Below are 12,855 nucleotides of genomic sequence, written 5' to 3' on the forward strand. Positions count from 1 at the left end.
GGGACGCGGGACGAGCGCCCACCCGGCGCCGCGGAAAAATCGTCTGCGAGCCGGCGGATATCCCGGGAGAATCAGCGGTCGCCGGCGCGCGGCTCGCAATCACTCACCGCGTCGGCGGTCACCCATCACCACCGATCCAGCCTGGTTCGTCCATCACCTGATCGAGCCGGAACACGAACACACGCGGCGAGCGAGTTCAACCCGACCGCTAGCGGACGATGCCCCGCAAGCGAATCCTCTGCGGGATCACTATCGCGGGCTGTGACCGTCGCGGTATTCTTCAGCGCAAGGTGGCCCCGCGCCCGATGGCGTCGTCCATCGGTTCGTCGAGTGCGTGGGGTGTGACGATGATCGCCGAAACGGCTAATCGCACTCTTGCTGTGTTCGTCCCTGGATGGGTTCTCGATGACCGCTCGCTCGCACCACCCGCTTGCGGTGACGTCGTCGAAGTCGTGCTGACCTTCCACCCCACCGGCCGAACACCCTCACCATGTGAGCAGACGGTGCGGGCAACCGTCCGGCCGGTGTTCGGGCACACCCCCTACAGCCACCCGGAGGGTGGACTGCGGTGGCCTCTCGAGGCAATCGGTGACCGATGGTCCGCAGAGTGGTTGTCCGACCGGCCCCGGACGGGACGAGTCGAACTCACCGGACGACTCGTCGTCGATATCTTCTGGACGGGGTCCGACAATCCCGTACCGGTTCGCGGCAGGGTTCGACGGGTCCAGCTTGTCGAACAGCGCATCGAACACACCGGCAGTGGAGTGCGCGCCGTGGACGGCACCGAGAGACTGACCGAGGTCGAGTCCACCCCGCACCGCTCCTGGTCGAACCCGGAGACACCCTCGACCGAGGACCCCTTCCAGGGGACCGGAGTGCTCCTCGACCTGGACCTCGACGACGTACCGGCCACCAAGACGGAGTTCGTCGCCGGCGCGGTCTCCGTCGACGGACCCGACGTGTGGGTGATGGATCGGTCGAATCCTATTCTGCTGCAAATTGATACCGGGTCGACACCACCACGAATCGTCGAGTATCTGTTGCCGCTGACGATCGAGCCACCGAAAAACCAGTGGACCCGCAAGGTCCACGCCGACCGCGACGGGTGCTGGATCACCTCCCGACACGAGGTATTCCGGTGCGACCGTGCCGGGGACGCGGCGTTGACCATTGAACGCGTCAGTGCCGAAGGCGGCAACAGCGTCCTCGTCGACGGGCGACTGTTCCTGGTCGGCTCCACGTATCCGGCGCTGCGCCATGACCGCCGATACGGTGTGGTGCGCGTCGATCCCGATGCCCACCCGGTGCGGATGCTCGATGATGAGCGGCAGTTGATCCCGGTCGATGATCCGGCCACCGTTGCCCGGGTGACTGCTCAGAGGCGACGTGCCGACACGGCGCACGGCGCCGACGGCACCGAATGGGTCGCCGTCGGCGAACTGAGCGCGCAGTCTCCGGACGGCACGCGCCGGCGAGTCGATCTCGCTGTGCGTACTCGTGGCACGGTGCACTGGATTCAGCCGGATCCGTATGCCGATCCAGCAAACGCGGACATCATGGCGAGAATCTCGGTGCCGATGCCGCGTCCGCGGCTGTCGGACGAGACGGCGGGCCCGTGACCGTGTTTTCTACGCTCTTTCTGGGATGGTCAAATGGGGAACTGCGGCGAGTGCGGGCGGCGAATCGAGCAGCTGCAGGCCCCGGCATGAAGTCTCACGTACTCAGCACACGCTGGGTACGGTACTGAAAGGGTCGTAGCACCGACCCCCGCATTCGCGGTTCGCGATGGGAGAGATAGGTCCGATGGACACGCTGACGCAGCGCCCTGCACCCGGTCGAGCGCGCGTGCCGAAGGGGAGGCGACGGCCGTGAGCAGTGAGACCGCGTGGCCCGAAGTTCTGGTCCGGATGGTCGACGGCCCCGGCCACGCGATCAGCCTGCGCGGCACGATCCGAAGCCGCAACGGTCGCCATCAACCCGGAAATTTCGGAGGCTGGACGACCATGGGCGATCAGGCACGACCGCAGTTCACCGGAAACTTCAGCCGCGCCCGCGAGACCGTCCACCATGTGTGGCGCACCGGCTCGAAAGTGCGAGTGGAAGATTCGGACGGTCACCCGGTGCTGATCAGTGATGGCAACCGCAGCTGGAGCTTCACCAGAGGCGCCCTTCCCGTCGAGGGACCCGCCTCCGCGGTGCGTTTCGAGGGCAACGGCACCTACCTGTTGGACTGGCGGCCGGCGACCGAATTCACCAACACCGGCTACCGCGAACCCGTTGGCACGGTGGAGCACACCACGTTTCTGGGTCGGCCGGCGTGGACGTTCGAGCTCGCCCCCGCCCACCTCGACCCGCACACCGTGCACCTCGTCGTCGACACCGAGACCGGGATCGTCCTCCAACAACGTTACGACGCAGTCGATGCCGTCGACGAATGGACCGAGTTCGCGGTCGACGAGCCGCTCGACAATGCCCTTTTCGAGTGGACCGGCCCCGTCCTGTCCGCCGAGGAGGAGGCGGCACGCGAACGCACCGAACAGGAGGACGAACGCGCGCGCCGCAGACAGTGGTTCCGCACCCACGTCACCGACCAGCCGTTGACCACCACCGTGCAGGTGGACCTCGACGTGCAATGGGTGCACACCTACAACGACAACACCGGTGCGTTCGAGGCCAGCCTCGGCGGCGACCATTTCATCGGAGGATCGTTGGCACGCCGACCCCGATCCTCTGAGCCCTGGAATCTGCGCTGGGGCGGTGACGTCCACCGCTGGTCCACCACCGACTTCGACTGGCAGATCTCCCTACATGACTTCACCCTGAGCCCGGACCGACTCCAGCAGCTCCAAACCCGACTACACCCCGGCGAACCCGCCACCCACTACACCGCCGGGTGAGCCCGAAAGGTTGATAGCGGAGTCGAAAAATAGCGGTCACCGGTGTCGCTTCGGGTAATGCTTGCGGCGCTCGGCCGCGGTCAGCCCACCCCAGATCCCGAACCGCTCATCATGGGCGAGCGCCTCGGCGAGGCAGTCGTCACGGACTTCGCAGCCTGCGCACACCCGCTTCGCGGGGCGGCCGTTCTCCCCCGTCTCGGGGAAGAACGCTTCCGGATCGGTCACCCGGCACAGCGCGAAGTCTCGCCACTGCGGAGCGTCCAAGGCCATCCTGGGCCGTGTGTCGGTATCGGTCATCTCGCTCATCTCCCTTGTCCCAGATAGGTGTTTCGGTGGGGCAGACGGTATCCCCTGACCTGGACTACGCGACTCGACTTCGCATCACGCCCCGTCACGGTAGTGATCGATGTCCTCCGTCACGGCATTCGTCTCATCCATCCGAGTGCGGCTCTATCCCGTCATGAGGAGGAAGATCCGAGATGGATGATTTGAGTGACATCGCGCGGAGAACATGCACCGAACCTGTACGCGCACAACACTCACCGAGGTAGGTGGAGTTGCCTCATTCGGGTCGGGTGCATGTACGGCGGCCGCAGACCGGCCAACCCGAACCCGGCCGATTCCGGTTCCACGCGATCCGGCACGCAGGCCGGTGGTGAGGTGCGCCCGAGGGTGCCATCGCTATGCAGGTGCGCCGACGCCCACCGGTCGGCGGCGGGGCAGTGTTCGAACTCCCACCGCAGAACCCGGCCCTCACCATGGGCCCGCTTCTTCCCGATGACATCCAGGCCACCCAGGATCGTGGCGACGGCGTCGAGATCGCCGACTCCGCGCCAGGTGACCGTGCGAGTGCTGGTGATCATCAGGGGCATGTAGCGAGCCCGGTAGCGGCCCTGCCGATCCGAGATCACCGCCGGCAGCGTGTGACTGAGTTGCTCGAGCCCGCGGTGATCGGCCCGCGACGCCCAGTGCCGCACCACGGGATCACCGGCCGGGTCCTCGGGGAACGAGCACGTCGCACACCAATGCCAGTCCTCGCCGGCGAGCTCGCACCGCGCCAGTGGCAGCTCGAGGTCCGGCGGGGCGCTCTCGGGTGTCAGCGCCGGCACATACTCGCCTCGGCCCCATGCCGCGGCCTTGTGATCGGCCCACAGTTCGGCGGCGAGGATCCCGTCGAGACTGATTCCCCACGGCGTCGCGTGCGCCAGTCCCGACGACAGGTGCGCCCGCACCAGGAACGGTGCCATCTCCTCGGTGCCGGTCATGTCAGCCAGCACAATGCGTCGATGACCTCATCGCGCAGTGGTTCGAGTTCGACACGCCAGTCCACTGACTGCGGGTCCGGGCCGGCCAACACCACCCGATCCGATTCGGCGCGGACCCGTCCGTGACCTATCGCGCTGCGCCCTCCGAGGAATCCGTCACGCGCGAATCTGCCCCACACATCGGTGAAGAACGAGATTTCGAGTTCGGTGGCCCGGTCCAGCCGCAGGAAGGTTTCGAAACGGGTTCCCGCGGGCAGTGTTTCGACCTCGAAGCGCATCAGCATCGACGAGCCGGCGGCTGTACCGGCTCCGCCCCCCGCGGAGGGTTCGGGGAACGTCCGGGTGTCGGTGTCGTCGAATCGGCTGTAGCTCTCCAAACAGACCAACTCGAACTGACTCATCAACCGGCCGTCATACGCCCGGGTCATGATCGTCTCGGTCTCCCGCACCCGCGGGATGACCTTGCCCACCTTCAGGGCGCCATCGATCGGTGGCTGGCCTCCGCCGTTGCCGCCGAACACCCCGATCGGGGGAACCAGCTCCCGCAGTCGCTGCCGCCGGCGCCCGGTCAGAGAATCGCCGGTGACCTTCGTCAAAGAGCCACCGTTGCGTAGCGCGTGCGCGGCCGAGAGCGGGATCTGCCCCTCGTAGCCGATGACATCGCGGAAGAGCTCCTCGGCGATCCTGCGCAACCCGCCGCGCAGGGAGTTCCCGGACACGATCGGCACCAGCACCGGCTTGCCGTCCGGCTGGATCACCGGCTCGCGCCGCAGCAGTGTCGTCGTCGTTCCGGAGTCCTCTCCCTTCTGGGAGATCGAGGACAGCGCGGTCAGCTCGACATCCCAGCGCACCGTCGACCTCATCATCTTTTCCTTCCCGCGGTGCGGGCGGCGGCCACGGCTTCGGCGACGATCCGTGTGCGCAGCACGTACGAGGTGGGACGCTCCCGCAGCAACGTCAGCACCGGCTCGGACTCCTCACGCAGCAATGTCGCCAGCTCCAGCCGTTGGTCGGTGTTCGTTGGTTCCGATTCGAGGGACCGGGAGACCACCGACCACCACCGGTCGAGGTCGCCGCCACCGATATAGGTGGCGACCCGGACCCGGTTCGGCAGGTGCTGGGTCCAGTAGGTTTCCCGTCGCCGGCCGACCCATCCCGAATCCCAGTCGATCCCGTAGTGCAGCAACAGCAGCAGGCGTTCCGCTGTTGCCGCCGGACCGTCGAGCGGCGGCAGCCCCGCCGGTGCGGCCGCGAGCCATCGATCGGTCGGGCTGGTCATGTCGCTGCCTTCGCGCTCGCCGACACGGTGGCGCGCAGCGCGAGCTCCCACCACTGCCCGATCTGGCGGTATGGGGCGAGACGGTCCCAGTCCGCGAAGACCGCCGGCCACCGCCGGGGGGCGACCTGGGCGAGCACCGGATACGGGGCCGCGGGTTCGGCGAGCATGCGGGCCCCGAACCCCAGCGCCCGCAGTCGGCGCATCGCCGCCGCCGCCGCGACGTCACGCGCAGTCCAGGGCAGGGACGTGTCCTCGACGGCAATCCTGCCCCACCGTGCGTGCGGCAGGATGTGCTTTCGGCCGGGCCGCAGGGGCACCACCACGGCGGTGTCCGGCTCGAGTGGCCGCGACAAGATCCGTTCGAGGTCCGCCGTGGTCACTGCCCTCATTGCTGGTCGGGTGGTGACCACATGCATGCGTCTGCGTAGATCCGGGTGCTGGTAGGCCCAGGCGCAGGACGTGCACAGCCCACCCTCCGCGGGCGCCTTCCAGCAGTCGTAACCCGTGAACGTTCGGGAGACCACCTTGGTCACCGCCTCCACCGGAACCGGGGACGCCGCGCATCTTCCGCACCGGCCCACCCTCGCGGGCTCGACTACCTTGCGCGTGTTCGTTGACGCGAATGCCGCGGCGACGACGTCCTGCCGGAAGGCCACCTCGCACAGTTTCCCCACACCACACTCCTCACATGCCCAGACGACTTCACAACGCCCCTACGACTGGAGGAAGATCCGCCGAGCGGACACTGTGTGACAGAAGCTCCCGAGATCTCGAACCGACCGGACACCGCGAGGAGGACGTGTGGTGGGCAAGCCCGAACCCGACGGCCTGGACCTGAACACGCTCCGGGCACTGCGCCGGCCCCGCCGCGACCTCGGGGCCCTCACCGGGCGCATCGAGCAGCATCTCGACGACCACGACGGATACCTCGCCTTCTCCGGCGGCAAGGACTCACTCGTCGCACTGCACCTCACCCTGCAGGTCGAACCGAATATCCCCGTCGTGTTCTTCGACTCCGGCCTCGAGTATCCCGAGACCTACAGCTACATCACCGCACTCGCCGACACCTGGAACCTGAACCTCGAACCCCACCGAGCCGACCCACCACTGCTGACCGTCCTCGCGCAGTCCGGCGAATGGGACCACGGGCAGCCCACCCGAGCCACGAGCCAGAAACTGCGTGACATCCTCATCGGTGCACCCTCCCGCGCGGCACACGAGGCACACGGGCCAGGAGAAATCTGGGGTGTACGCGCCGACGAATCCCCGAAAGGGACCGGACGCTGGTCGCTGTACTACAACGCACTCAGCAGCCACGTCGCCCGCGACTGTGACGGCTGCTGCACCAGCACCACCGAGCAACGCCGACACCACGGCGGTCTCATCGACCGAGCCGACGGAACACATGTCTTCGGGCCCACCTGGGACTGGAGCGTCGAGGAGATCTGGGCCTACATCGCCCACCACCAGCTACCGGTGAACCCCGTCTACGACACACTTCGCCGACTCGGCACCCCCGAGCGGCACCTACGCGTCTCCCACATGCTCGACGGCGCGTTCCTCGAACACGGCCGCATCACCCGCCTGCGCCGCGGATGGCCGGCACTGTTCGAAGAACTCGCCCACGTCCTCCCCCGGATCCGCGAATTCGTCTGATGGCGAGCGAATATCACGGGACCGACCCACGAGAGCCAGCGCGGTGTGGCGTCGCTGTGGACCTCCGCCGACCCAGCCACAACCGGTGTCGCGAGAGTGGTTTCCGCCGCGACACCGCGGACGATCTCATCGATCACACCGCGGCCGGACTCACGTGTCGTCCCATTCGAGTCCGAGCAGACGCATCGCCCCGGCAAGGAGACTGCTACCGACCCGCCTCGAGATGTGCGGCACGGTGGACTACGCCGGCAGGTGGGAGGTTGCGGCGGAGTCCATGGTGGTGGATGGCGCCGAGGTGCCCTCCGCGATGCCGAGGAGGACGGTGCGGGCGGCCGCGGCGTCGCTGTGGGCGCGGTGGCCGCCATCGAGCCGAATGCTCTTCTCGGTGCCCTCGGCCTGCGATCGCATCCGCATGATGCATCCCCACATCTCGGGGTCGGCGAGGTGCGCGGGGTCGAGACCGTGCCGAGCACAGTCATGGAGAACGCGACCCTGGTCAAAGTCACTGTGGTAGCTGAGTGTCACTCTCCCAGCGGTCACCGCAAGCAGCTTCTGGTGGACCGTAGCCCAGCCGGGGGCGCCGATCAGATCGGCCGGGGCAATTCCGTGCACGGCGTAGGCGTCCGGGTGGATCGGAACTTCGCCGGGATCGACCAGGGTATCGAGCAGTGGATTGCCGGTGGCGGCGTCGACAACGCAGATTTCGATGATGCTGCCGTCCAAATTGGTCGATTCAACGTCCAGCACTGCTGCCCGGCCGGGGACGAGCATGCCCCGTGCCCACTGCTGCGGAGACGTCTGTGTACTGGTCATGCCACCTCTCTTCTCGTGATCATCGTGACGGCACCCTCTGACATGTGGTTCCTGACTTCGGCTCCTATGCCGCCCCAGAGAGAAGTTGCTGGTAGCGCTCGGGCGCGACACCACCGGACTGCTTCCTAGCCGTAGGAATGCTCAGGTTCGCGCTCGCGGGAGATCTGCCCGTCGGTGCTCGGCGGCTGAGCGCCTTGCTGCGGTGCAGCAGCATCTGCGACGTCGGCCGTCTCAGCCGCGTCCTTGCCACCCCTGTCACGCGCGGCCTTATTGGAGGTGTTTTTCCGCTTCTTCGGGGCGGGGTAGCCCATGGCTGCGAGCTCTTTGGCCGTCCATCCGCCTTCGATCGCCCTCTCGTGGGCCGTCCTGATTGCGTCCACCGCTGCCTCGCGTGCGGAATCGAGTGCGGCAAGCTCTTCCACTGCTTCCCCGATGGCTCCGACAAGCGCGACTCGTGTTTCGATTGCCTTCTGCGCCAGTGCTTCCGCATTCTTTCGTGCGGTCTCGATTGCCTTCTTGTGGGCTGCTGGCGTAATGGTCATCGGGCACTGTCTCCTTCGTCTCTGCGGTCGTGCCGCACGTCGCGACACGACCTGTGGCCGGTCTGGGTCTCTAGTGGCGATCGTATTGTTCCGCTTCGGGATCAAGCGCAGGGCACCATCCCCGATGGTGCCGGCTGGGGTCACAGGAAGCGGGCGGGCACCAGGCCCGGACGGACGGCGCTGATCTGAACGCGCTGCCCGGTCTGCGGGGCCTCGAGCATTTTTCCGCCACCGAGGTAGATCGCGACGTGGTTGGCTCCGTCTGCCTGCCAGTTCCCGAACAGCAGGTCACCGGGCTGGGCTTGGTCCATGCTGATCTGCTGGCCGGCCCGGAACTGTTCCTGTGAGGTGCGCGGCAAGACCGTCGTGCCTCCGGTACCGATGTAGTAGGCGAAGCGGGTGAGCCCGGAGCAGTCGTAGCCGGCGGTAGCGCCTCCGGTGCCGTCGCCCATCGACGGTCCGGTGAGAAGGCCTCCGCCCCATTGGTAGGGCAATCCGATCGCCCGCATTGCCGCGTCGATGACCGCACGCGCGAACTCGAGGTTGCGAGGGAAGCGGGGATCGAAGGTCAGCTCGCGCACTGCGGTCGGGGCCAGCATTCCTGTCAGGGAGGGGATGCCGGCCGCAGTGGTGGGTGCTCCGCTGACGACAGGAGGCAGAAGGACCGGATTCGTCTCCTGCTGCGGAGCCGATGACGATGCCGGAGCTGCGGGTCCTGCCGGGTTGGTGACACCGCCGCCGGGCCCGGGTTCCGGACTGCGGGTGGGCAGGACCACCTCGGGAATCAGGCCCTGCGCCTCACGCGGCAGCTGTTCCCTGGCGCCGGCAGCCGCACCCCGGACTTCCGGTGGAATAGCGTCCTCGATCTCGGCGTGCCACTGCGCGGATAACTGCTCCTGCGCCTGCTGTACTACCCGGGCCGCGTCGTCGAGATAGGGCTGCGGGTCCGGGACGTACTGGGCGAGAGCGGGCGGCAGTTCCTGTGTGACCGACGTGACGCTGTCGGTGATCGCGGGGCCTGTTCCGCCGCCCTGGGCAGCCGATGCGCCGGCCACTGCGACGCCGACGATGATCGATGCGAAATCCATGATGTCTCCTGCGCTTTTGGTGTGGCGGCCAAGGGCGGAAGTTGTCTCGATGACCGCGAAGGGTGTCGTGCGATCACCGACAGTAGAGAGGGACCTGGACAACTCGGGCCGAACTCACCACCGGGACAACCCAGTCGGTCATCCACATCAGCCGATAGCGTGTGGGGAAGTGGACCGGATGCGGACGGTCACATAGGGTGTGGGTACTGAGAATGCACCGGGTGAGTCGGAGGCACACCATCGTGTCGGTGGCCTCCGACTTTTCTTTCTCCCTGTGGTCCCTTGATATTTCATCGTCCGGTATGAGCGTCCGTGCCGGAGCTGCGATTCCCTCGCGTTGTGTCCGCGGCCTGGTCCGCATCGTCGCGCGTGGCGGCTTCCACCACTCTGAATTGCGCGGGCGCAGCGACGATATCGGGATGAAAGGTCAGGTCGGGGCGCCGGTGGCGCGGCGTGTCCACGGTCATGACTGTGTGTTCCTTCCGGTGAGGTGACTCTGTCTCGACCGCCTCGACTCGTCAGGGCGTCTCGTGATCGACGAGTTGGACGATCAGGCGCTCCCCCGGCGGCTGCCCGGGCCGCTCGTACGGCACAAAATGAGCCCCCACCACCCGTAGCTGCATACCTCGTGGCAGCAGATGGTGCGAGTTGTCCACGCGGGAAGATTGCCCGTAGTACATGCCGCGGTCGGTCTGGATCTCGAAGACGACATCGGTGGGCTGGGCGGTCGAGTCCAGCTCGTGCAGCGAATGGGTTGCTGCAGTGAACCGGTCGAAGGACAGGACCGTCCCCGGCGATAGCGTCGAGGGCAGATCTGACGGGTTCACGACCGCGTGGGGGATGCTCACCGCGGTGTACACGAGATGGCCTCGCCCGGATTCGCGTTCGTATCGTTGGATTGCCCTGTCCACTCGTTGGACCTGCTTGCGGCGAGAATCGTCGAGCTCGACGGCGTCGCCGGCCACCGCGGAGAGGGCGTTGTTCGTCTCCCACCAGGTCGTTGGGTCCGACGTCAACGACGCCAGCGCCGTGTACTGGGCTTTCGGCATGGCGTCGAGGACGCGGCGCTTCGCCGCGGAGCGGGTGTTCCGTTGTCGTGCCGACAGTGTGCGACGGAGTTCGATCGCCGGTGGCAGCCGGGGGCGTAGCCGAGAGTTTCCGATTGCCGCCGGCGTGGGCCGTGGATAGGCGCGGTTGAGGTCCCGCTGCGCCCGGGTCAATCCGGGGAGGTTCTCGGTGGCGGTGTCGAGTTCTCTTGCTCCGCTGCGGAGATCGGCGCGGGTGTCGTAGGCGTGCTGCGAGATCAGGGCGCCTTCCTTGCGGGTGGCGACGTCGCTGTCGCCCCGGTCGGGATCGAACACACCGTTGCCGCGGTCTGGGCTGATCCGGTCATGGCTGCGTCCCATCAGATCTCACGCCCCGACCAGGGTGGATGTTGATCTGCCGGTGGTGTCCTGGTCGCGGCGCCCGACCGCGCGGCCGAGCAGTCGATCGAGGCTCTCGCTCACCACGTCAGGGCGCTCGAGGCCGACCATGTGCCGCGCTCCGCTCACCGGGATCAGTTCGGCGAGGGGAAGAGCCGCGGCGAGTCGCTGTGAGTGTCCGATCGGGGTCACCCTGTCCCGGGTTCCACAGATGATCGACGCCGGCACCCGCGCGAGCACGTCGAGGGCCGGGGAAGCGTCGTAGATCCGCAGATCACGCAGGAAGGCGGCCACGGTGGCGATCGGCGTCGCGTGGACCATCCCGTAGGACGTGGCGGCGGCACGGACACTTGCGCTCGGAGCAAGCGGGCATGTTGCGCCGACCACTGGCGACAAGATGCGACGTGAGAGATTCCAGCTGCGGCCGACGAGCCGTGGGGCGTGAGCTGATGCCGTCCGCAGCAACGTCACCGCCGGCGTATTCAGAGCGCGACCGATGCCGACGCCGGCGACATTGCCGACGGCGGTCGAGATCAACCCGACTCCCACGAGTTGCGCGGCCGCGGCCTCTTGGTGATGGGCGACGTAGGACATCACGGCCATCCCGCCCATCGAGTGTCCGACGAGGACAATCGGACCCTTTGGCGCCACCGTGCGAATCACCGCATCCAGGTCCCGTCCCAGCTGGCTGATCGTGTAACTGTCGGTGTCAGCCGTGCCGGATCCACCATGGCCACGGTGATCGAAGAAGACCAACCGGGCGCGCCCCCGCCAGGCCTCGGCCAGGTAGGCCCGTTGCGGTGCCCAGGCGTCCATGTGGAGACAGAACCCGTGCGCGAAGATCACAGTGACCGGCGCCATCCGGGATCCGATCTCACGCACCGCAAGAGAGGTGCCGTCGGCGGTGAGGACGAGGCGACTGCGATCCCCGGGGGCCCTCATCGCTGGCCATCCAAACCTCGAGCCAACCAACCGCATCCAGACTGATCCACTCGGTGACGCCCGGTGAGCGACTCTGAATGAAGGTGGCAGCGGATCTTCTTCGCGTCCGTCAGGTGGATACGGCGAACGTCAACATTCATCGGTACCACTCCTTAGTCCTCACGACAGCAATTGCGAGGACCATAGGTCCGGACCTTGACCGCCCCACCTGGACCGCGAGCGATCCGCAACTCCGCCACAACAGACGCACCTCCGTCATAGGAAGTGCCACCACTCCCATCATCTGGAGGAAGATCCACACAACTGGGGTTGTGTGACATGTCTTTGAACAGAACCGATGGGTCTCCATCCACACAGGCCGACATCGCTCAGCATGATGTCCGCGCCCGGAACACCGTTGGGGCGCCCGTCCTATGTGAAGGCCAGTCTGCCGGTCAACGACACGCTGGCTCCGCGCCTATCGACGGATCACCGGCCACGCCCCATCGACCGTCCTACCCAGAGGGATCTCGGTACACACGATGTCCTCGACCGAGTAGGCGATCGCCCCGCACCGAGGGCACTGCCCGGGCAGCTGTTGGTATCGGATCATTGCCCAGTGCTCGTCACACAGGAGGTAGTCCACGCGAGCGTCGAAGTGGCAGCAATCCTTGACGACCACCGCCCAGCGGGCCGCACGCACGAAGCCGACGGGGTCACCGGGGAAGTACTGAGGATGCTCCGCGCAGAATTCACACGGCAGTTCCGTCTGAACGATCGACGGCATCGGGACGGAGTGGTCCGCATCGTCCATACCGAAACACCTCCCAATCTCGAACCCGTCACCCGTCACCCGGCCCTCGACACCTTCGGCGGAAGAACACGTTCGATCGCGCGCCGATCACGGCATCACCACCCCGATCAAACACTCAATTGCAGATCGGTGGTCGCCGATACACTTTCCGAAACC

Annotated in this window: 15 protein-coding genes; 3 read left to right on the forward strand and 12 right to left on the reverse strand. The window is 66.7% G+C overall.

Features of this window, described 5'->3' with window-relative positions:
* Positions 1 to 305 precede the first annotated feature (305 nt).
* Together ACFTZB_RS34470 and ACFTZB_RS34475 are read left to right on the forward strand one after the other, a co-directional pair.
* Positions 306 to 1,619 carry a hypothetical protein gene (locus ACFTZB_RS34470; protein ID WP_378438638.1) on the forward strand — a complete coding sequence of 438 codons (1,314 nt, stop codon included), beginning with the start codon at positions 306 to 308 and terminating at the stop codon, positions 1,617 to 1,619.
* Positions 1,620 to 1,868: 249 nt separating this feature from the next.
* On the forward strand, positions 1,869 to 2,897 hold the full coding sequence (locus ACFTZB_RS34475; RefSeq protein WP_378438640.1) for a hypothetical protein: 1,029 nt from the start codon (positions 1,869 to 1,871) through the stop codon (positions 2,895 to 2,897).
* A gap of 36 nt (positions 2,898 to 2,933) precedes the next feature.
* Here ACFTZB_RS34475 and ACFTZB_RS34480 read toward each other — a convergent pair whose 3' ends face one another.
* The 5 genes from ACFTZB_RS34480 to ACFTZB_RS34500 form a co-directional block, all read right to left on the reverse strand.
* A complete protein-coding gene (locus tag ACFTZB_RS34480) occupies positions 2,934 to 3,203 on the reverse strand; it encodes a WhiB family transcriptional regulator (RefSeq protein ID WP_378438642.1) in 270 nt (89 codons plus the stop codon).
* A gap of 233 nt (positions 3,204 to 3,436) precedes the next feature.
* On the reverse strand, positions 3,437 to 4,162 hold the full coding sequence (locus ACFTZB_RS34485; protein WP_378438644.1) for a hypothetical protein: 726 nt from the start codon (positions 4,160 to 4,162) through the stop codon (positions 3,437 to 3,439).
* A complete protein-coding gene (locus ACFTZB_RS34490; protein WP_378438646.1) occupies positions 4,159 to 5,028 on the reverse strand; it encodes an RAMP superfamily CRISPR-associated protein in 870 nt (289 codons plus the stop codon). Before ACFTZB_RS34490 ends, ACFTZB_RS34485 begins: the two co-directional genes overlap by 4 nt.
* Positions 5,025 to 5,441: a hypothetical protein gene (locus ACFTZB_RS34495; protein WP_378438648.1), complete on the reverse strand. Its 417-nt coding sequence runs from the start codon at positions 5,439 to 5,441 to the stop codon at positions 5,025 to 5,027. The genes ACFTZB_RS34490 and ACFTZB_RS34495 overlap by 4 nt, the downstream gene beginning before the upstream one ends.
* Entirely contained in the window at positions 5,438 to 6,115 is a 678-nt protein-coding gene (locus tag ACFTZB_RS34500; protein ID WP_378438650.1) for a hypothetical protein, read from the reverse strand. The genes ACFTZB_RS34495 and ACFTZB_RS34500 overlap by 4 nt, the downstream gene beginning before the upstream one ends.
* A gap of 127 nt (positions 6,116 to 6,242) precedes the next feature.
* Here ACFTZB_RS34500 and ACFTZB_RS34505 point away from each other — a divergent pair, with 127 nt between their 5' ends.
* A complete protein-coding gene (locus ACFTZB_RS34505) occupies positions 6,243 to 7,097 on the forward strand; it encodes a phosphoadenosine phosphosulfate reductase family protein (protein WP_378438652.1) in 855 nt (284 codons plus the stop codon).
* A gap of 240 nt (positions 7,098 to 7,337) precedes the next feature.
* Here ACFTZB_RS34505 and ACFTZB_RS34510 read toward each other — a convergent pair whose 3' ends face one another.
* The 7 genes from ACFTZB_RS34510 to ACFTZB_RS34540 all read right to left on the reverse strand — a co-directional run bounded on the left by ACFTZB_RS34510 (position 7,338) and on the right by ACFTZB_RS34540 (position 12,699).
* Positions 7,338 to 7,910 (reverse strand): 3'-5' exonuclease, encoded by a 573-nt coding sequence (locus ACFTZB_RS34510; protein WP_378438654.1) that lies wholly within the window; start codon positions 7,908 to 7,910, stop codon positions 7,338 to 7,340.
* Positions 7,911 to 8,035: 125 nt separating this feature from the next.
* Positions 8,036 to 8,452, reverse strand: a complete 417-nt coding sequence (locus ACFTZB_RS34515; protein ID WP_378438656.1) for a hypothetical protein — start codon at positions 8,450 to 8,452, stop codon at positions 8,036 to 8,038.
* Positions 8,453 to 8,592: 140 nt separating this feature from the next.
* Complete coding sequence (locus tag ACFTZB_RS34520; protein ID WP_378438658.1) at positions 8,593 to 9,540, reverse strand: NlpC/P60 family protein; 948 nt, start codon at positions 9,538 to 9,540, stop codon at positions 8,593 to 8,595.
* A gap of 290 nt (positions 9,541 to 9,830) precedes the next feature.
* Complete coding sequence (locus ACFTZB_RS34525) at positions 9,831 to 10,007, reverse strand: hypothetical protein (RefSeq protein ID WP_378438660.1); 177 nt, start codon at positions 10,005 to 10,007, stop codon at positions 9,831 to 9,833.
* A gap of 51 nt (positions 10,008 to 10,058) precedes the next feature.
* Positions 10,059 to 10,946, reverse strand: coding sequence for a hypothetical protein (locus ACFTZB_RS34530; RefSeq protein WP_378438662.1), 888 nt, complete (start codon positions 10,944 to 10,946; stop codon positions 10,059 to 10,061).
* A gap of 6 nt (positions 10,947 to 10,952) precedes the next feature.
* Positions 10,953 to 11,906, reverse strand: coding sequence for an alpha/beta fold hydrolase (locus tag ACFTZB_RS34535; RefSeq protein ID WP_378438664.1), 954 nt, complete (start codon positions 11,904 to 11,906; stop codon positions 10,953 to 10,955).
* A 457-nt stretch (positions 11,907 to 12,363) separates the two neighbouring features.
* A complete protein-coding gene (locus tag ACFTZB_RS34540) occupies positions 12,364 to 12,699 on the reverse strand; it encodes a hypothetical protein (RefSeq protein WP_276140780.1) in 336 nt (111 codons plus the stop codon).
* Positions 12,700 to 12,855: the final 156 nt, after the last annotated feature.

The organism is Rhodococcus sp. NPDC057014, from assembly GCF_042673295.1.
GTDB lineage: Bacteria > Actinomycetota > Actinomycetes > Mycobacteriales > Mycobacteriaceae > Rhodococcus_F.